This window comes from Plantactinospora sp. B24E8, assembly GCF_039871735.1.
Taxonomy (GTDB): Bacteria; Actinomycetota; Actinomycetes; order Mycobacteriales; family Micromonosporaceae; genus Plantactinospora.
Genome location: NZ_JBDPMH010000008.1, coordinates 249,894 through 269,520, shown reverse-complemented (window position 1 = coordinate 269,520; position 19,627 = coordinate 249,894). Strand labels below are relative to the sequence as shown.

The following is a 19,627-nucleotide window of genomic DNA, read 5'->3' as shown; positions in this document are numbered from 1 at the left end:
TACGCGACTTCGCAAGAGACTCCAGCAGTTCCCGCTGGCCGGGTTCGAGCACCAGTGGTGCGGCAGCACGTGTCACGTCTCGAGTCTACTCCAATGACTAGCTATTTACGAGACAGAACACTAGGTCGAGAGAGTGGCCGCCGGGGTGACGAGGCCGGTCTCGTAGGCGAGGACGACGAGCTGCGCCCGGTCGCGGGCCTGGAGCTTGGTCATCGCCCGGCTGATGTGGGTCTTGGCGGTGGCGACACTGATGACCATGTGGGCGGCGATCTCGTCGTTGGACATGCCCCGTGCGGCGAGCGCGACGACCTCCCGCTCGCGGTTGGTGAGGACCTCCAGCACGGTGGCGCGGCTGTGGTGCGGCGGTCGCGAGACGTACTCGCTGATGAGCTTGCGGGTGATGGCCGGCGACAGCAGGGCGTCGCCGCGGGCGGCAACACGGATGCCGTGCAGCAGATCGGCCGGCTCGGTGTCCTTGACGAGGAAGCCGGCGGCGCCGGTCCGCAGCGCGGCGTAGATGTGCTCGTCGAGGCCGTAGCTGGTGAGGATGACGACGCGCACGCCGGCCAGGGCCGGATCGGCGGCGATCCGACGCGTGGCCTGGATGCCGTCGAGAACGGGCATCTGGATGTCGATGAGCGCGACGTCGGGCAGGTGCTCCGCGGCGAGCGCGACCGCCTCCGTGCCGTCGCCGCCCTCCGCGACCACCATGAGGTCATCTTCGGCGTTGATGAGGGCGCGGAAGCCGGCCCGGATCAGGGCCTGGTCGTCGACGAGCAGTACGCGGATCACGAAGACCTCTCCAGCTGAGATGGCGGCCCGTCAAGAGCCGGGGACGGCCGCTCCAGCGGTAGGGTCGCCTGGACGGTGAACCCGCCGCCGTCGCGGTGGCCGGCGTGCAGTGACCCACCGAGGGCGGTGACCCGCTCCCGCATTCCGACCAGACCCGCACCCGGCATGGCGGCCGCCCGGCCGGTGGCAAGCCCGTCGTCATCGATGTGAACGGCCAACGCGTCGTCGCCGTAGCGGAGCCGGACCGAGGCGGTTGCCGGGCCTGCGTGGCGGGTCACATTGGTGAGGGCCTCCTGCACGATGCGGTACGCGGCGCGGTCGACCGGGGCCGGCAGGCTGCGAAGCCGGCCGGTGACGGTCACCGTGACCGGGATGCCCGCCCTGCGGGCGCCCTCGACGAGGCGGTCGAGGCGGTCGAGCCCACCTCCGGCCGGAGCGTCGTCGGTACGCATCACCTTGAGCGTCGCGCGGAGCTCCTGCAGCGCCTCGCGGCTGGCCTCCTGGATGGTGACCAGCGCCTCGGGGACCGGCTCGGCGCGCTTCTGGGCGAGGTGGACGGCGACGCTCGCCTGCAGGTTGATGAGCGAAATACTGTGGGTGAGGGAGTCGTGCAGGTCGCGGGCGATCCGTAGCCGCTCCTCCGTGGCGCGGCGGCGAGCGGTCTCCTCGCGCGTACGTTCGGCGTCGAGCGCACGCTGCTCGACGTGGGTGAGGTGGACGACGCGCTGGCGGGACAGCTCGCCTGCGACACAGGCGGCGACCATCCAGCCGATCAGTAGCAGCCAGCGCTGGACGACGTCGGGCGCCAGCCCCCCGGCGTCGACGCTCGCGAGTTCGTTGGCGGAACCGCCGACGAGGATGACGACGACGGCGGACCCGGCCGGCAACCGGTGCCCACCCTTCACGGCGGTGTAGAGAGCCACCATGACGGTCAGAGCGGGTGCGACACCGGGATAGCCGCGCAGCTGGTAGACAAGCACGCAGACGGTCGCGAGGCAGAGCACGACGAGGGGCAGCCGGCGCCGGGCGGCGGTCGCCATTGCCGGGACCACCAGCAGGAACGAGCTGACCAGGTCGAGCCGGATGCGCCCGGGCGGCGAGGTTACGGCGCTGGCGACGACCAGAACGGTCAAGCCGAACGCCATAGCCAGGGAACGCCCCGCACGGCCCCGCCCGCCGTCGTCGCCCATGCGCGCAATGATAGGCGACCCGGTCGCCTCGGACGTCAGCCCACGAGCGGAGCCGCCACTACCACCGTGGATGTAGCTTACGCCGGACTGCACCGTCGGAGGTATCGGCAGTTGACAACCCCGGCCTGACGACCGCGACCACCGCCGGGCGGCATCCTCATGCCGTGTCCATGGTCCGCACCGTCCGCACGCTCGCGCTGCTGTCGACCGGTCTGCTCGCCGGCGCGCTCGGCCACGGCGCCGTGAACGTCGTGGTGACGTTCAACGCCGTACCCCTCGATGTCCGCCTGACCTTCCACGCCGCGCTGATGCGGATGAACGGCCCGGTCGTCCAGACGGTGACGGCGTGCGCGGTGGTCGGTTCGGTGGCCTTCGCCGTCCTGGTCCGCGGGCGCGCCCACCTGCTCGCCGCCGACCGCGTCGGCGCGGCCGCGTCCCGCACCGCCCTCAACGAAAGGTCTGTCCCGTGGAGCGGATAACCCGCTGGATGCTCGCGCACCGGCTGCCGGTGGTCCTCGTCTGGGTGGCGCTCGCGCTGCTGGGAGGGGCGCTGTCGGGCAGCACGATCGACAGGCTCAGCTACGAGGCCCGGTTACCGGACCGTCCGGGCCAGCAGGCGAACGACGCCATCGCGCAACGATTCGGCGACACCGGTGGTCGTAACGCCCCACTGCTACTCGTGGTGACGGTGCCCGATGGCACGACCGTCGACAGGCCCGAGGTACGCCGGCAGTGGGACGCGCTACTGGAAAGCGTGACCCCGCCGGGCGGGCGGAGCGTCTCCTACGGCGGCCCCGGCAGTGAGTCGTTGGTGTCGGCGGACCGGCGCACCACCGTGGCGCTGGTCTACCCGCCAGCGACTCCCTCGAACGCTCCGTACGAGCGGTGGCTGCCTGACATCGAGACGGCGGTCGCGCAGGCCAGGATCGCGGACGCCCCGGTCGAGTTGACCGGTCAGCCGGTGCTGTCCGGACGCAACAGCGGCGCCCAGCGCAGCCCGATCTACGAGACGCTCATCGGCGCCGTAGGGGCGCTGTGCGTACTGATCCTGGTCTTCGGCAGTGGTCTCGCCATCGTGCCGGTGCTGATGGCCGCGGTGGCGATCCCGACGACGTTCCTGCTGGTGCGCGGGGTCACCGAGCTCACCGACGTCTCGTTCATCGTGCAGTTCCTGGTGACGCTCATCGGCCTCGGCGTGGCGATCGACTATGCACTGCTCGTCGTCACCCGCTGGCGGGAAGAGCGCGCCAAACCCGGCACCGACGGCCCCGAGCCCGAGGCGCGCCGGGAGGCGGTCATCAGGTCCCTGGCCAGCGCGGGCCGCGCGGTCGCGCTCAGCGGCGCCACGGTGGCTATCTCGCTTGCCGCACTTGTCGTTCTGCCGGTGCCGTTCCTGCGCAGCGTCGGCTACGCCGGGTTGCTTATCCCGCTGGTCAGCGTCGCCGTCGCCCTCACCCTCCTGCCCGTCCTGCTCTACTCGTGGGGCGACAAGCTGGACCGGCCGCGTCGTCAGCACCGCTCGGACAGCCGCATGTGGACCAGGATCGCCCGGGTCACCACCCGGCGCCCGGCACTCAGCGCGCTGGTCAGCGGACTGGTGCTGCTCGCCCTGGCCGCGCCCGTGCTGGCGCTGCAACTCGGGCAGCCGGCAACCTCGACGCTGGCCCAGGGGGGACAGCCCGCCCAGACCTTCCAACGGCTCGTCGACGCGGGCTTCGGCGAAGGCATCGCCCGCCCCGTCGAGGTCGTCGTCGCCGCCGACGCCACCGACGCCATGCAGGCCCGGCTCCGTCGCCTGGACGGCGTCGCGGGCAGCCTCGCCCCGCCGGGCTGGACGCGCGACGGTCACCAGGTCATCGACGTGTGGACCACGGAGGACCCGTCCAGCGGTGGCGGCCGGGCTGCGGTCTCGGACGTGCTGGACACCGCGCGGCAGGCTCCGGGTGTGCTGGCCGGTGGGAGTCCGGCAACCGATGCCGACTTCATCGAGGCCGTCTACGGCTCGGTCGAATTCATCCTGCTCTTCGTAGCCCTGCTCACGTTCATCGTGCTGGCCCGGACCCTGCGTTCGGTCGTCCTGCCGTTGAAAGCCCTGGCGCTCAACGCGCTGTCCACGTGCGCGGCGTACGGCGTCGTGGTGCTCATCTGGCAGCAGGGCCACGGCAGCGGGTTGCTGTTCGACTCGCCCGCCATCGGGGCGGTGACCATCTGGATCCCGATGGCGGTCTTCGCCTTCCTCTTCGGGCTGTCCATGGACTACGAGGTGTTCATCCTGCACCGCATCCGGGAAACGCACCTTGACCTGACCGCCGAGGGTGAACGGGACACCGTGGTGCCGTCCGTCGTTACGGGCATCAGCCGAACCGGACGGCTCGTCACCTCCGCCGCGCTCATCCTCTTCCTCGCCTTCACGGCGCTGGCCAGCATTCCGATCACCGACGTGAAGGTGTTCGCCACCGCGTTGGCGGCGGGCATCATCATTGACGCCACCCTGGTCCGCGGCATCCTCACCCCGGCGTTGGTCACGCTCCTCGGCCGTTCGAACTGGTGGTTCCCCCGCCCGTTGAGCCGGCTGCTCGCCGTGTCCCAGCACCGTCCTGGCGTAGGGGCAGCGGCCGTGACGGCCGATGGACAGAAGTCCGACCAGGCGATCGCCACGCCTGTGGTAACCGGCGCTGATCACTACCGCTGAACACGGCCTGAAGGTTCGGATGGTCCAGCCGGCTCTGTGACGCGGATCGAGCAATGTGGGGTGGAGATGACAGAACAGACACCGGCGCCGCGACGGCGGCGCCGCATTCGGAAGGCAATTCTTGTCACGGCGGGCGTGCTCATTGGTATTCCAGCGCTGCTTGCGACCGGCTTGACCGTGTGGGACGGCGGAGCCAACCTCGATCCGCAGCGGGAGCTGCTGCCGGGTGTCGCGATCAACCTGCGGACCGCCGAAACGGAACGAGGCCCGATTGAGTACGACCTGCACGGCACCGACGGTCCGGTCGTGCTGTCCGTGCATGCCGGGTTGGGTGGCGCCGATCAGGGCCGACTGTTCGCGAGCTGGCTGCAGGACGACGGGTATCGGATCCTCAGCCCGTCGCGTCCCGGGTACCTCGGCACTCCGTTGAGCAGCGGGCGGACCCTTGACGAGCAGGCCGATCTGCTGGCAGCCCTGCTTGACGAGCTTCACATCGACCGGGTCGGCGTCCTCGCCGTCTCGGCAGGCAGCCCGGTCGCGTACACCTTCGCCGCGCGCCATCCGGAGCGGGTGTGGGGACTGGTCTCGATCGGCGGCGTGAGCCTGCCCAACCCTGATGCCTCGGCCACCTCGCCGCTGCGGGCCGCCTTCGTGAACGCGATCGTCCAGAAGCTCGCCAAGCTGACCGCATCGGTCTCGCTTGAGTCGATCGTGTCCAGCACCCTGAACGAGACCAGCACGTTCACGGATGAACAGAAGGCGGAACGCGCTCGCTACATCATGGACACGAAGGATGTCCGGCTCTTCTTCGAGGCGATGTTCGAAACGACCTTCCCGTACGAGAAGAGAATGCCGGGCACCGCCAACGACTCGCTGCAGACGCGAGAGATGGGCATCGCGTTCGACCGCATCACCGCGCCGACGCTTATCCTCCACGGCACACAGGACGGCGACGTGCCGTTCGAGCACGGCGAGAACGCCGCCGCGCGGATCCCCGGCGCTCGGCACCACTGGATGCCGGACGAAGAGCATCTCGGGTTCTGGCTAAGCCCCCGGGCCGAGGACGCCCAGCGCGCCGCGAGGGCGTTCCTCCACGAGCACGCCCCGCGGAGATAGCGGCTTTCTCTGCCGCAGCGAGGGCCTTCCCGGCCGCGTCTACGAGGTCTACGTCAAGATGTCGACGGCGTGTGGCCACACGTGCACAAGGCGGCTCCCACGACCCTTGACCACCCAGCCCTCGCCCTAGCTGAACGGCGTTGGTTAGACCTCCACCACCGTCGGTACGATCATCGGCCGCCGCCGGTACGCGTCGTTGACCCAGCGCCCGACCGTGCGGCGGACGATCTGCTGCAACTGGTGCGGGTCGGTGATGCCGTCGGTGGCGGCCCGGCTGAGCGCCTCGGTGATCAGCGGGATCACCGGGTTGAACGCGTCCGGGTCGTCAGAGAAGCCCTTGGCGGAGACGGTGGGACCGCCGACGACCTTGCCGGTCACCGAGTCGACCACCACGGTCGCCGAGATGAACCCGCCGTCGCCGAGGATCCGGCGCTCGGTGAGTAGCGACTCGCCGACGTCGCCGACGGCCAGGCCGTCGACGTAGACGTACCGGCTCTTGACGTGTCCGACCACCCGGGCGTGCCCCTCGACCAGGTCGACGACATCGCCGTCCTCACAGAGCACCACCCGGTCGGGCGCCACCCCGGACTCGATGCCGAGTCGGGCGTGCGCCCGCAGGTGGCGCCACTCGCCGTGCACCGGCATCAGATTGCTCGGCCGGGTGACGTTGAGCAGGTAGAGCAGTTCGCCGGCCGGGGCGTGCCCGGAGACGTGCACCTTGGCGACGTCCTTGTGGATCACGGTCGCGCCGGCCCGGGAGAGCTGGTTGATCACCCGGTAGACCGAGGTCTCGTTGCCGGGGACGAGTGAGCTGGCCAGCACCACGGTGTCGCCCGGGGCGATCGTGATGTGCCGGTGGTCACCGGTCGCCATCCGGCCCAGTGCGCTCATCGGCTCGCCCTGCGAGCCGGTGGACATCAGCACGATCTGGTCCGGCGGCAACGCGGTCGCCTCGTCGAGCCCGACCACCAGGCCGGGCTGGATCCGGAGCAGGCCGAGATCACGGGCGATGCCCATGTTGCGGACCATCGACCGGCCGATGAAGGTCACCTTCCGGCCGTGCTCGGCCGCCGAGTCGAGGACCTGCTGCACCCGGTGCACGTGTGAGGCGAACGAGGCGACGATGATCCGGCCGCGCGCCTTGGCGAAGATCGAGTCGAGGACCGGCCCGATCTCGCGTTCCGGGGTGACAAAACCGGGGATCTCCGCGTTGGTCGAGTCGGAGAGCAGCAGGTCGACACCCTCGGCGCCGAGCCGGGCGAAGCCGGCCAGGTCGGTGATCCGGCCGTCCAGCGGCAGCTGGTCCATCTTGAAGTCGCCGGTGTGCAGGATCAGGCCGGCCGGGGTACGGATCGCCACCGCCAGCGCGTCCGGGATCGAGTGGTTGACCGCGAAGAACTCACACTCGAAGGGCCCCAGCCGCTCCCGACCGCCCTCCCGGACGGTCAGCGTGTACGGCTCGATCCGCCGTTCGGCGAGCTTCGCCTCGACCAGCGCCAGGGTGAACTGCGACCCGACGAGCGGAATGTCCGGCTTGTGGGCGAGCAGGTACGGCACCGCGCCGATGTGGTCCTCGTGCCCGTGGGTGAGCACGATCGCCTGGACGTCGGCGAGCCGGTCGAGGATCGGCGCGAAGTCCGGCAGGATCAGGTCGACGCCGGGTTGCTCGACGTCGGGGAAGAGCACCCCGCAGTCGACGACCAGCAGCTTGCCGCCGTACTCGAAAACCGTCATGTTGCGCCCGATGGCGCCCAACCCGCCCAGCGGGATGATCCGCAGGCCGCCCTCGGGCAGGTCGCCCGGCGGCTCCAGCTCGACACCCGGCTGGCTCATGCCCTCACTCCCACCCAGTTGTCCCCGTCCATGCTCGCCTGCCACCCGATTCCGATTCGCTCACTCATGCCGCCACCTCGCTGCGCTCGGCACCGGCATGAGCCGTCAACCTGAGCCAACCGATTCGCTCGCTCCGCTCGCTCATGCCGGCAGCTCCAGGCCGGCGGCGGCGCAGTCCTCGCGGAGCTGGGCGATCTCGGCCTCGGTGGCGTCCACCAGCGGCGGCCGTACCGGCCCGGCCGGCAGACCCTGCGCGGTGAGCGCCGCCTTGACCAGGATGGTGCCCTGGGTACGGAAGATGCCGGTGAACAGCGGCAGCAGCCGGCGGTGCAGGGCCAGCGCCTCGGCGGTCTCGCCCCGGTCGTACGCCTCGATCATCCGCTTGGTGAGCGCGCCGGTCAGGTGGGTGGAGGTGCCGACCAGCCCCACCCCGCCGATGCCGAGCGCGGCCAGGGTCAGCGCGTCCTCGCCGGAGTAGACGGCCAGGTCGGTCCGGCTGGTCACCCACGAGGTGGCGACCAGGTCGCCCTTGGCGTCCTTGACCGCCACGATCCGCTCGTGCTCGGCGAGCCGGACCAGCGTCTCGGTGGCGATCGCCACTCCGGAGCGGTGCGGGATGTCGTAGAGCATCACCGGCAGCCCGGTGGCGTCGGCGACCGCGGTGAAGTGCCGGACCAGCCCGGCCTGCGGCGGCTTGTTGTAGTACGGGGTGACCACCAGCAGCCCGTGCGCGCCGGCCTTCTCGGCGGCCCCGGCAAGCTCGATGGTGTGCCGGGTGTCGTTGGTGCCGACACCGGCGACCACCCGCGCCCGGTCACCGACCGCCTCGACCACGGTCCGGATCAGCCGTTCCTTCTCCGCGTCGGTCGTGGTGGGCGATTCGCCGGTGGTGCCGTTCACCACGAGCGCGTCGTTGCCCTGCTCGTCGACGAGGTGGGCGGCGAGTGCGGCCGCTCCGTCGAGGTCGAGCGAGCCGTCCGGGGTGAACGGGCTCACCATGGCGGTCAGCAGCCGCCCGAACGGACGGGGTGCCGCCCCGTCACCGGCGGCAGGGTGGTGGTGGGTCATGCGAACAACCTATCGGAATCGCGCCGCCGGGCCAGCAGGGAAGAGGTCAGGACAGCTGGGCGTACGGGCTGTCGGCGATCTCGGTGCCGTCCAGCAGGGTGCTGATGGTGAAGTCTGCGAAGACGTTCGGGGCGACCCGCTGCAGCTGGCGCAGGCACTCCACGGCGAGTTCGCGGATCTCCACGTCGGCACCCTCGGTGGCCCGCATCGCCACGAAGTGCCGCCAGGCCCGGTAGTTGCCGGTCACCACGATCCGGGTCTCGGTCGCGTTCGGCAGCACCGCGCGGGCGGCCTGCCGGGCCTGCTTGCGCCGCAACGTCGGGTTCTCGACGTCCGCGAACCGTCGCTCCAGCCCCTCCAGCAACTCGTTGTACGCCCGCAGGCTCGCCTCGGTCGCCTCGACGAACCGCTTGTGCAGTTCGGGGTCGTCGGCGATCACCGACGGCTCGACCATCGCGGCCTCCCGCTCCGGGACGTACCGCTGGGAGAGCTGTGAGTACGAGAAGTGCCGGTGCCGGACCAGTTCGTGGGTGAACGAGCGGGACACCCCGGTGAAGTAGACCGTGACGGTGCCGTGCTCGAGCACCGACAGGTGCCCGCTCTCCAGGATGTGGGTCAGATAACCCGCGTTGGTCGCGGTGGCCGGGTTGGGCTTGCGCCAGGACTGGTAGCAGGCCCGGCCGGCGAACTCGGCGAGCGCCTGGCCCCCCTCGGCGTCGGTCGACCAGGGTACGTCCTCCGGCGCCTCGAAGTGCGTCCACGCAATGACCTTGACCTGCGGCCCCACCATCTCCGGCATTCCTGCGACTGTAGTAGGCCGGCCCGGGCGGCCGGGACACCCTCCCCCCTCGGCGCGCCCGGTCGACGTCTCAATCTATGAGCGTCTATGTTGCCGACCCGTGGACTTTGTGTTTCGGTCATACCAGAGGTACCGGTTTGACCGGATCCAGGGGAGGTACACCATGAGTCCATATAGGAGGCTTCGGCACGGGCTACCCGGCGTCGTCCTGCTGCTCGCGATCGGCGTACCGGGCCCGGCCGGGACCGCGTCCGCCGCCCCGGCCGGCCCGGGCTCGACCGGCCCGACGACCCGGGCGGGTCTGACCGGGGACGGTCCGACCGCCGGCACCGGACCCCGGACCGTCACCCTGATCACCGGCGACCGGGTGACCGTCGTCGCCGGCGACAAGGCCAGCGTCGAACCCGGCCCCGGACGGGCGGAGATCCAGTTCCTGACCCGCCGGGTCGCCGAACGGCGGTACGTGATCCCGGTCGACGCCCTGTCCCTGCTGCGCGGCGGACAACTCGACGAACGGCTCTTCGACGTCACCACCCTGCTCGAGTTCGGCTACGACCGACGCACCGACCTGCCGCTGCTGGTCACGTACGCCGGAGCCGACGCCCGCAGTGCCGGGCAGCGCCAGGTGACGGCGGCCGGCGCCCGGGTGGTCCGCGACCTCCCGCCGGTGGACGGCCTCGCGATCACGGTCGACCGGACCGGACTCGCCGGCTTCTGGACCGGCCTGGCCGGCGGGCAACCGACCCGCCCCGCGCTGGCCGCCGAGGTCCGGACCGTCTGGCTCGACGGGCTGCGCCGACCGGCGCTCGCGGAGAGCGTCCCGCAGATCGGCGCGCCGACCGCCTGGGCCGCCGGCTACGACGGCACCGGGGTCACCGTCGCGGTACTCGACACCGGCATCGACGAGACCCATCCCGACCTGGTCGGACGGGTCGCCGGGCAGCGGAACCTCACCGAGGGGACCGAGGACGACCGGGACCTGGTCGGACACGGCACCCACGTCGCCTCCACCGTCGCCGGGACCGGCGCCGCCCGGTTCACCGGGGTCGCCCCCGGCGCGCGGCTGCTCGACGGCAAGGTCTGCGCCGGTGGTGGCTGCCCCGAGTCCTGGATCATCGCCGGCATGCAGTGGGCCGCCGAGCAGGACGCCCAGGTGGTGAACATGAGTCTCAGCGGGCCGGACAGCGTGGGCGAGGACCCGGTCGAGCAGGCCGTCCGACGGCTCACCGACGAACACGACACCCTTTTCGTGGTCGCCGCCGGCAACACCCCCGGCGCGGGCACGGTCGGCTCCCCCGCCACCGCCGACGCCGCACTCGCGGTCGGCGCCGTCTCCAAGTCCGACCGGCTGGCCGGCTTCTCCAGCCAGGGCCCCCGGATCGGCGACAACGCCATCAAACCCGACCTGACCGCGCCCGGTCTGGACATCGTCGCCGCCCGCAGCGCCGACTCCGGACCGGACGTGCCGGACGGCACCGGGATCAGCATGTCCGGCACCTCGATGGCGGCCCCGCACGTCGCCGGCGCCGCCGCGATCCTCGCCCAGCGCCGGCCGGACCTGCCGGCGGCCCAGCTGAAGGCCACGCTGATGGCCGCCGCCCGGCCCGCCACCGACCTCGACGTCTTCGCCCAGGGCGCCGGCCGGCTCGACGTGGCCCGGGCCATCGGCCAGCGGATCACCGCCGACCCGCCGAGTCTCGGGTTCGGCCGGCAGGTGTGGCCGCACGACGACAACACCCCGGTCAGCCGTACCGTCAGTTACCACAACCTCGGCGACACCCCGGTCACCCTGCGGCTCGCGGTCGACGCCACCGACCCGGCCGGCACCCCGGTGCCGGCCGGGATGTTCCAGGTCCGGCCGACCAGCGTCACCGTGCCGGCGGGCGGCACCGCCGAGGCGACGGTCACCGCCGACACGGCCGGCACCGGCGGGCCGCTCGGCCGGCTCACCGGCCAGCTCGTCGCCGCCCCGGACACCGACGAGGACAACGGCAGCATCGTGCTGACCCCGGTCGCGGTGGAACGGGAGGTGGAGAGCTACGACGTGACGGTGTCGCACCTCGGCCAGGACGGCGCACCGACCGACGGATACCTGAGCATGCTCGCCGGCCTGGACGGCACACACGCCGTCAGCGTGCCCGGCGCCGCGACCGGCAGCACCACCCTGCGGGTGCCGAAGGGCCGGTACGCGGTATTCGGCGCGATCACCAGCCCGGTCGACGGAACCTACCTGACCAGCATGGTGGCCCAGCCCGAACTGGACGTCGCCGCCGACCGGACGGTCACCCTCGACGCCCGGCTCGGCGCGCCGCTGTCCGTCACGGTCCCCCGCGACGACGCGAAACAGGTCTTCGCCGAACTCGCCGCCTCGGTGCTGGCCGCCGGACGCACCGTCGAGGTCGGCACCCTCGGCGGCACCTTCGACCGGATGCGGGTCGGCCGGATCGGACCCGACGTCGCGGTCGACGGCTTCGTCTCCCGGATCACCGCCACCCTCGGTCCCGCCGACCCGGCCGACACCTCGTACGCGTACCAGCTCTGCTGGCTCACCGAGCAACGGATGCCGACCGGGTTCACCCGGCAGGTGACCGAGACCGACCTGGCCACCGTCCGGGCCGACCACGGGCACGAGTCGTCCGGCAGCACCGGACGGAAGCTCGCCTGGGCAGTGCTGCCGGAGTCGACGATGGGCGGCTTCGCGCACGCGATGACCTTCCCGCTGCCGTCCACCCGGATCGAGTACTACACCACCGGAGGACGTGGCCAGTGGTTCCGGTCGGTCGACGAGATGACCGGGACCGGTGACCAGCAGGCGTACCTGACCAGCCTGGTGGCGCCGCCGCTGGCGTACCGGGCCGGGGAGTCGTACCAGGAACAGTGGAGTCGGGGCGTCTTCGGGCCGACGGTGGCCGCGCCGCCGTACGAGCACCAGTGGGTGACCCGGGGCGGCGACACCCTGCAGATCCAGACCCCGCTCTACGGCGACGGCTTCGGCCGGGCCGGCTTCTCGTCGATCGCCACCGGCCGGATAACCCTGGAGTCCGGGGGCCGCCCGCTGGCCGAACTCGACGGGCTGAACGGCACCGTCGAGGTACCGCCGGAGGAGGCGGACTACCGGCTGACCATGACCGCGGAGCGCGGCGGCCCGGCGACGCTCTCCACCCGGGTCGAGGTGACCTGGACGTTCCGGTCCGGCCACGTGCCCGGGGAGAGCCCGGTCCGGCTGCCGGTCTCCACGGTGCGGTTCGCGCCCCGGGTCGACAACGACAACACCGCGCCGGCCGGGCAGACCGGGACCGTGCCGGTCACCGTCACCGCCCAGCCGGACTCGCCGGCCGGGGCCAACCAGAGCCTGACCGTCGAGGTGTCGTACGACGACGGGAAGACCTGGGCGCCGGTGGAGGTCACCGCCGGTCAGGTGGTCCTGCGGCACCCGGAGGACGCCGGCTACGTGTCGTTGCGGGCGAACGCCACCGACACCGCCGGCAACACGGTCAGTCAGACGGTGATCCGGGCGTACCGGATCGGCTAGACGGCCCGTTTCGGCGGCGTACCCGGATCTCGGGTGCGCCGCCGGACCCGCCGCCCTCCGGGTTCTCCGCCCGCACCCTGCACGGCCCTCAACGGCGCGGTGCGGCCCACTGTCCTCGGGACGCCGGTGCAACCACGGTTGGTGGGCGGAGCGAGTGACCCGCCCGGTGATCCTCCGGTGGCTACCATGGCGTTGATGACAGCCGCCATTCGTGTCCAACTGCGCCGATCGCTCACCGTGATCCGCGTGGTGGCGGTACTGGTCGGGCTCGTCGGGCTGATCTTCATGCACCAACTCGTCGGTACCCCGATCATGGATGGTCACCACCCGTCGCCTGCGGCGGGTGCGGAGATGAACGATGCCGGGCTCCAGGTGGCGGGTCTGGACCCGGCGAGTGCGGTGCTCGCCGGCCCGGACACACACTGTCCGCCCGGGGATTCCCACTGCCCGGGCCTGCCACACGGGCACCCGGGGCAGGTATGCCGGGCCACCATGCCGGGTCATGGGCCGGTTGCGCCGGCGCCGGCTCTTCTCCCGGTTCCTGGCGCGCTGCCGCTGCCGGTCGCTGTGTTGTCTCCACAGACGGCGGCGAACGAGGCGGCCGACGGCAGCGGCTGTGGTCCTCCGTCGCTGTTTGAACTGTCTGTCTGGCGCGTCTAGGCCGACTCCCGGCCCGGTTACCGATCCCACCTGCTCAGCAGGCGGGGCGTCGGGCATCTCGTCGTGAACTCGAACGGCTATCAGGGAGTCGATAACCCATGCGTATCAACCGAACCATCATTCGATCCGTCGTGCTGACGGCTGCCGCGATCGGCGCCGTCACCGTCACCGCCGCCTGCGGTGGTGACGGGCACGGCAGCGGTCACACCGCCGAGCAGCCGGCCACCGCGACCAGCGCACCGGTCTCCACGGCCGGACACAACCAGGCGGACATCGCCTTCGCCCAGGGCATGGTCCCGCACCACCAGCAGGCCGTACAGATGGCCGAGATGGCGGAAAGCCGAGCCAGCGATCCGCAGGTCAAGTCCCTGGCCAGCAAGATCAGGACGGCTCAGCAGCCGGAGATCGACCAGATGACGGCCTGGCTGCGGGAGTGGGGAGCGGCGACGGCGTCCGCGTCCGCGGGCGGGCACGGCATGCACGGCGGCATGCCCGGGATGATGACCGATCAAGACATGGCCGCCATGGAACGGGCCAACGGTGACGAGTTCGACCGGATGTTCCTGGAGATGATGATCCGTCACCACCAGGGCGCGGTGCAGATGGCCAGCACCGAAGCGCAGCAGGGCCAGAACCCGGCGGCGAGGAGCCTCGCGGAGAAGATCAAGGCAGACCAGACGGCGGAGATCAGCCAGATGCAGAGCCTGCTCAACAACCGGTAGGACGGCACGGTCCGGCGTGCCGGTTCGCGGCGCGCCGGACCGCTACACCCGACACGCTGCCGGCGCTCGCCGTCGATGCCGACACGACGAGGGGTGTCCCGGCACCAGGTCGTGCCCGGGACACCCCTCGTCCCCGGGTTAGAGGACCCGCCTGACCGGGCTGGCCAGGGTCGGCTGGACGCTGGACCAGGTCGCCCAGTCAGACGTGTCGCCCAGTCAGACGTAGAGCGAGTCGAACGGGGCCCAGGGCAGGTTGCGGACCACCGAGAAGACCATCCAGACGGCGAGGAAGATGCCGATCATCTTGGGTGTGATCTGCAGCTGCGGCAGCCGCCAGCCGAACGCCAGCCGACCGGCCCAGGCGACGTAGAGGTAGAGCAGGAACGGCACCGCGAAAACGAACAGCAGGTGGTGGCGGGCGGCGGCCGGCAGGTCGGCGTGCAACAGGTACCAGGCGGCCCGGGTGCCGCCGCAGCCGGGACAGTCCAGGCCGGTGGTGAGCTTGAGAATGCAGGAGGGGATGGCATCGGGGGCGCTGCGCGCCGGGTCGGCCCAGAGGGTGTAGCCGACCGCTCCGGCGATGCAGCCGAGCGCGGCCAGCGGCGCGGCCCAACGCGGCAACCGGGCCTGCAGCCGGTTGACAAAACGGGTGATCCGGTCCGGCTCCGGCATCGGATACGGCGGCAGCGGATACGGGTACGCCCCCACCGGGTGACCGTGGCCGTCGTACGTCCCCGGCTGCCCGGGGTGACCCGCCGGCGACTGATCGGCGTGGCCCACCGGCGACACCGTGTCGGCCACCACCGGACCGGCCTCGCCGGAGCGGCTCTCGTCGCTGCCCGTCATCACATCCCACCCGTCCGTCGAGGCGCCGCTGGTCGCCGTACCCGAGGTGTCGCCGGTCGGCCCAGTATGCCGGGGCGCGGTCCGCCGGCTGGTCTCACCGTACCCCGACCACGCCGGCGAGGGCGGCGGCGAGCGGCCCGGCGAGATCGCCACCGGTCGGCGCCGCCACCGCCGCCAGACCGAGCCAGCCGGCAAGTCGGTACAGCTCGGCGGCGAGCGCGGTGGCTGTCTCCGCCCGATCGACGCCCGGCTCGACCCAGGCGGCCGGCACCAGGAGTACGCCGTTGCGGCGGTCCGCCTTCAGGTCGACCCGGGCGACGAACCGGTCCCCGAGCAGGAACGGCAGCACGTAGTAGCCGTACACCCGCTGCGGCGCCGGCACGTAGATCTCGATCCGGTAGCCGAAGCCGAACAGCCGCTCCGTCCGGGCCCGTTCCCAGATCAGCGGGTCGAAGGGGCTGACCAGGGTGGCGGCCCGGATCCACCGGGGCAGCCGCGCCCCGGCGTGCAGATAGGCCGGCAGGCGCCACCCCTGCACGGCGACCGGCCGCAGCTCGCCCGTCTCCACCAGCTCGGCGATCGCCCTCCGGGCGGCGGCGACCGGCAGCCGGAAGTAGTCCCGTAGCTCCGGCTCGGCCGCCACGCCGAGCGACCGGGCCGCGACGCCGACCAGTCGCCGGTACGCCTCCGGCCCGTCCGGGGTCGGCGTGGCCAACACCTCCGCCGGCAGCACCCGCTCCGGTACGTCGTACACCCGGGCGAACGAGCTGTTCCGGGCGGCGGCGGTCAGCTCGCCAGCCCAGAAGAGGTACTCGCAGGCCTGTTTCACCGACGACCAGTTCCAGCCCCAGTTACCGGTCCGCCGGGGCGCGTCGTGCTCGATCTCGGCGGCGGTCATCGGGCCGTTGGCGTGTACCTCGGCCAGCACCCGGGCGACCAGTTCCGGCTGCTCGACGGCGATCCGGCGCATCCCGCCCCAGGCGTCGCTGTGCGCGGCGGCCATCCGCCAGCGCAGGGCCGGCTGCAGCTCGACCGGGATCAGCGACGCCTCGTGGCCCCAGTACTCGAAGAGGTCCCGGGGCCGCCGGTAGGCCGCCCGGTCGAGCAGCTCGGTCGGGTACGACCCGAGCCGGCTGTACAACGGCAGGTAGTGGGCCCGCTGCAGGACGTTGACCGAGTCCATCTGGAGCAGTCCGACCCGGTCGAGCACCCGACGCAGGTGACGGCGGGTCGGCACGGCGGTCGGCACGGGATCGGCGAAACCCTGGGCGGCGAGCGCGATGCGCCGGGCCTGGGCCAGGGACAACGAGTCGGGAACAGCCATCGGCGACGACCCTAACCCATCTCACCGACAGCCCCGGGCGCCAGGAAGGGCGCCTTGCTATCAGCCCTCGGCGGTCAACTCGAGCGGCCGGGGCGACGGCCGGCGCCGGGGCGGCTCGGGTTCCGTCGCCGGCCCCGGTTCCGTCGCCGGCTCGGTGCCGACGCCCCGGGCCGGTCCCCGCAGCGGCAGCGCCAGCAGCAGCGCGAGACTGATCCAGACATAGAAGTTGCTGCCGAGGAAACCGAGTACGCCGTCGAACCGGCGTTCCCAGATCCAGACCAGTCGACTGATCAGCACCAGGTACGCGAAGATCGCGAAGCCCAGCAGGGTACGCCGCCGCCGACTCCCGGCCGGCGCCCGGTACGCGTTGTCGACCAGCAGGATGAGCGCCGGGATCAACCAGACCAGGTGGTGTACCCAGGTCACCGGGCTGATCAGGCTCTGCACCACGCCGGTCAGGGCCAGCCCGGTCGCCTCGTCACCGGCGGACGCGGCGGGACGTACCCGCCAGATCCAGACCCCGACGGTCGCCGCCACCAGCAGCAGCCAGGCCAGGGTGCTCGGGTGGGCCGGGTCGAGCCGGGCGACCACCCCCTGCCACGACTGGTTGGAGATGAACGACAGACTGCCGACCCGGTCGGTGTCCCAGAGCGCGGTGGTCCAGAACTCCCGCGACGCGTCGGGGGCCACCGCGGCGGCGAGCAGGGTGACGGCGGTCGCCGTACCGCTGGCCACCAGTGCGGCCCGCCAGCGTCCGGTGACCAGCAGGTAGACGATGAAGATGCCCGGGGTCAGCTTGATCGCGGTGGCCACCCCGATGCCCACCCCGGCGAACCGCCGGTAGCGGGCCGGCAGCCGCCGGCCGAACGGGGTCACCGGCGCGACCAGCCAGAGCAGGTCGGCGCCGACCAGGAAGAGCAGCAGCATGTTGACCTGGCCGAAGTTGATCGTCTCGCGCATCGGCTCGAAGGCCGCCGCCAGGCAGAGCGCGACGGCCAGGGTGAACCAGCGGGTCCAGCCGGTACGGCGGGCGATCGGGTCGACCAGCCACCAGATCAGCAGCGTGCTCGCCAGCACGCTGAGGGTCACGTGGATCACGATCGCCGTGTGCCAGCCCAGGTACGCCATCGGGTACATCAGCAGGGCGGCGAAGGGTGGGTAGGTGAAGCCGTACTTGCTGTCCGGCATCAGCCAGTCGTAGATCTGCCCGTCGGCCCGGACCCAGTGGTGTACGGCACCCCAGTACACGGCGAGGTCGAAGAAGCCGTGCCGGACGGCGGCCACCGAGAGGAATCCGGTGACCAGTACGGCCAGCGCGACCACGAAGGGCACCTGGAACCTGGCCCGGGAGAAGGCACCCTGCGCCACTACCGTCCCTCTCCCCTTGCGTAGGCTCACCACTCATGGCTCTCGGGTACGTCCGCCCGGCGCGTCCGGAGGACGTCGCCGAGATCGCCCGCATCCAGCTCGCGACCTGGCGGGTCGCGTACCGGCGGATGCTTCCCAAGCATGTGCTCGACAACCTGGACGAGGCCTGGTTGGCGCGCAACTGGAGTGCGGCGGTCGAGGCTCCGCCCTCGGAACGGCACCGCGTCCTGGTCGCCGTCGAGCAGGCCGAACAATCGTATCTGGTGGGATTTGCCGCTTCCGGGCCCCCCGACGAGCAGGCGCTGGCGCCGAACGAACCGGCGGAGGCGCTCGGTCCGACAGTGGTCGCGGTGACCGACCTGCTGGTCGAGCCCCGATGGGGGCGGCGGGGCCACGGCAGCCGACTGCTCGCCGCCGCCGTCGACCTGTGGCGCTCCGACGGCTTCGACACGGCGGTGGCCTGGACCTTCGACGGGGACGCGGCAACCCGGAAGTTCCTCGCCGGAGCCGGTTGGGAGCCGGACGGCGCCGCCCGGGCGCTGGACGTCGACGACATGCTGGTCCCCCAGCTCCGTCTGCACGTCTCACTGGAGGCCGAACCGGACATCCCGCCGCAGACGGAACCGGGCGCCCGCCAGTCCGCGCCGACCTCCCCGGCCCAGCCGGAGCCGGGGCTACCCCGTTAGGTGTGAGGGCCGAAGTCGGCAGCCGGCGTACGGCGCACCTGCCCGGCGGCCGGGGCCGGCCGGACCATCGGCACGTTGTGCCCTGACGTACGCCAGGGCACATCCTGCCGCGCTACCCGCCGAACGGGTCGCCGGACGATCGGTCGAGCGGGGCGATCAGTCGAGCAGGGCGTCGATGCCGACGGTGAGGCCGGGGCGTCGCGGCGCCTCCCGGACGGCCAGCAGCACGCCGGGCATGAACGAGGCCCGGTCGAACGAGTCGTGCCGGATGGTGAGCGTCTCCCCGGTCGTACCGAAGAGCACCTCCTGGTGCGCGACCAGACCGGCGGCCCGTACCGAGTGCACCCGTACCCCGTCGACCTCGGCCCCGCGCGCGCCCGGCATCTCGTCCTTCGTGGCATCCGGTGCCGGTCCGAGGCCGGCGTCGGCGCGCGCCTGGGCGATCAGCCGGGCGGTGTGCGTCGCGGTGCCGCTCGGCGCGTCCAGCTTCCTCGGGTGGTGCTGCTCGATGACCTCGACCGACTCGAAGAACCGGGCCGCCCGCGCCGCGAACTGCATCATCAGCACGGCACCGATGCCGAAGTTGGGGGCGATCACCACACCGACTCCGGGCTGCCGGGACAGCAGCGTACGCACCTCGTCCAGCCGCTGTGCGCTGAAACCGCTGGTGCCGACGACCACGTGGATGCCCCGGTCGACGCACCAGTTCAGGTTCTCCATCACCGCGTCCGGGGTGGTGAAGTCGACGACCACCTCGGCTCCGGCGTCGGAGACGGTGGAGAGCGGGTCGTCCTGGTCGACAGTGGCCACCAGTTCCAGGTCGGCGGCGGCCTCCACCGCCTTGCACACCTCGGTGCCCATCCGGCCCCGGGCGCCCAGCACACCGACCCGGAGCGGGGTGCCGGACCGGTCCCCCGACGGCCGCACGACCGTGGCCTCCGGCCCGCCACCCGGGGCGGCGCCCGACGACTCGGTCGACGTGTTGTTCACCGGTTCACG

General features: G+C 71.8%; 16 protein-coding genes. 7 read left to right on the top strand and 9 right to left on the bottom strand.

Going from position 1 to position 19,627, the window contains the following annotated elements; genetic code table 11:
• Positions 1-120 precede the first annotated feature (120 nt).
• On the bottom strand, positions 121-792 hold the full coding sequence (locus ABGB21_RS15880) for a response regulator transcription factor (protein WP_347652148.1): 672 nt from the start codon (positions 790-792) through the stop codon (positions 121-123).
• A complete protein-coding gene (locus ABGB21_RS15875) occupies positions 789-1,925 on the bottom strand; it encodes a sensor histidine kinase (RefSeq protein ID WP_347678338.1) in 1,137 nt (378 codons plus the stop codon). Before ABGB21_RS15875 ends, ABGB21_RS15880 begins: the two co-directional genes overlap by 4 nt.
• Before the next feature lie 221 nt (positions 1,926-2,146).
• Between ABGB21_RS15875 and ABGB21_RS15870 the strand changes: the two genes are divergently transcribed.
• The 3 genes from ABGB21_RS15870 (at position 2,147) to ABGB21_RS15860 (ending at position 5,790) form a co-directional block, all read left to right on the top strand.
• A complete protein-coding gene (locus ABGB21_RS15870) occupies positions 2,147-2,461 on the top strand; it encodes a hypothetical protein (protein WP_347678336.1) in 315 nt (104 codons plus the stop codon).
• Positions 2,449-4,674, top strand: coding sequence for an MMPL family transporter (locus ABGB21_RS15865; protein WP_347652151.1), 2,226 nt, complete (start codon positions 2,449-2,451; stop codon positions 4,672-4,674). The genes ABGB21_RS15870 and ABGB21_RS15865 overlap by 13 nt, the downstream gene beginning before the upstream one ends.
• Positions 4,675-4,740: 66 nt before the next feature.
• Positions 4,741-5,790 carry an alpha/beta hydrolase gene (locus ABGB21_RS15860; protein ID WP_347678334.1) on the top strand — a complete coding sequence of 350 codons (1,050 nt, stop codon included), beginning with the start codon at positions 4,741-4,743 and terminating at the stop codon, positions 5,788-5,790.
• A gap of 144 nt (positions 5,791-5,934) precedes the next feature.
• Here ABGB21_RS15860 and ABGB21_RS15855 read toward each other — a convergent pair whose 3' ends face one another.
• The 3 genes from ABGB21_RS15855 to thyX all read right to left on the bottom strand — a co-directional run bounded on the left by ABGB21_RS15855 (position 5,935) and on the right by thyX (position 9,481).
• Positions 5,935-7,623 (bottom strand): ribonuclease J, encoded by a 1,689-nt coding sequence (locus ABGB21_RS15855; protein WP_347652153.1) that lies wholly within the window; start codon positions 7,621-7,623, stop codon positions 5,935-5,937.
• 141 nt (positions 7,624-7,764) lie between these two features.
• Positions 7,765-8,691, bottom strand: a complete 927-nt coding sequence (gene dapA / locus ABGB21_RS15850) for a 4-hydroxy-tetrahydrodipicolinate synthase (protein ID WP_347652154.1) — start codon at positions 8,689-8,691, stop codon at positions 7,765-7,767.
• Between the two features lie 46 nt (positions 8,692-8,737).
• Positions 8,738-9,481 carry an FAD-dependent thymidylate synthase gene (gene thyX / locus ABGB21_RS15845; protein ID WP_347652247.1) on the bottom strand — a complete coding sequence of 248 codons (744 nt, stop codon included), beginning with the start codon at positions 9,479-9,481 and terminating at the stop codon, positions 8,738-8,740.
• Positions 9,482-9,653: 172 nt separating this feature from the next.
• Here thyX and ABGB21_RS15840 point away from each other — a divergent pair, with 172 nt between their 5' ends.
• The 3 genes from ABGB21_RS15840 to ABGB21_RS15830 all read left to right on the top strand — a co-directional run bounded on the left by ABGB21_RS15840 (position 9,654) and on the right by ABGB21_RS15830 (position 14,404).
• Complete coding sequence (locus ABGB21_RS15840) at positions 9,654-13,022, top strand: S8 family serine peptidase (protein ID WP_347678332.1); 3,369 nt, start codon at positions 9,654-9,656, stop codon at positions 13,020-13,022.
• A 186-nt stretch (positions 13,023-13,208) separates the two neighbouring features.
• Positions 13,209-13,682 carry a DUF6153 family protein gene (locus tag ABGB21_RS15835; protein WP_347652248.1) on the top strand — a complete coding sequence of 158 codons (474 nt, stop codon included), beginning with the start codon at positions 13,209-13,211 and terminating at the stop codon, positions 13,680-13,682.
• A gap of 98 nt (positions 13,683-13,780) precedes the next feature.
• Positions 13,781-14,404, top strand: coding sequence for a DUF305 domain-containing protein (locus tag ABGB21_RS15830; RefSeq protein WP_347652156.1), 624 nt, complete (start codon positions 13,781-13,783; stop codon positions 14,402-14,404).
• Positions 14,405-14,620: 216 nt separating this feature from the next.
• Here ABGB21_RS15830 and ABGB21_RS15825 read toward each other — a convergent pair whose 3' ends face one another.
• The 3 genes from ABGB21_RS15825 to ABGB21_RS15815 all read right to left on the bottom strand — a co-directional run bounded on the left by ABGB21_RS15825 (position 14,621) and on the right by ABGB21_RS15815 (position 17,942).
• Positions 14,621-15,250 (bottom strand): DUF2752 domain-containing protein, encoded by a 630-nt coding sequence (locus ABGB21_RS15825; protein WP_347652157.1) that lies wholly within the window; start codon positions 15,248-15,250, stop codon positions 14,621-14,623.
• Positions 15,251-15,344: 94 nt separating this feature from the next.
• Positions 15,345-16,574 carry a crosslink repair DNA glycosylase YcaQ family protein gene (locus ABGB21_RS15820; protein ID WP_347652158.1) on the bottom strand — a complete coding sequence of 410 codons (1,230 nt, stop codon included), beginning with the start codon at positions 16,572-16,574 and terminating at the stop codon, positions 15,345-15,347.
• A gap of 60 nt (positions 16,575-16,634) precedes the next feature.
• Entirely contained in the window at positions 16,635-17,942 is a 1,308-nt protein-coding gene (locus tag ABGB21_RS15815) for a glycosyltransferase 87 family protein (RefSeq protein ID WP_347678330.1), read from the bottom strand.
• Between the two features lie 35 nt (positions 17,943-17,977).
• Between ABGB21_RS15815 and ABGB21_RS15810 the strand changes: the two genes are divergently transcribed.
• Complete coding sequence (locus ABGB21_RS15810; protein WP_347678328.1) at positions 17,978-18,628, top strand: GNAT family N-acetyltransferase; 651 nt, start codon at positions 17,978-17,980, stop codon at positions 18,626-18,628.
• 156 nt (positions 18,629-18,784) lie between these two features.
• Here ABGB21_RS15810 and dapB read toward each other — a convergent pair whose 3' ends face one another.
• On the bottom strand, positions 18,785-19,555 hold the full coding sequence (gene dapB / locus ABGB21_RS15805; RefSeq protein ID WP_347678354.1) for a 4-hydroxy-tetrahydrodipicolinate reductase: 771 nt from the start codon (positions 19,553-19,555) through the stop codon (positions 18,785-18,787).
• Positions 19,556-19,627: the final 72 nt, after the last annotated feature.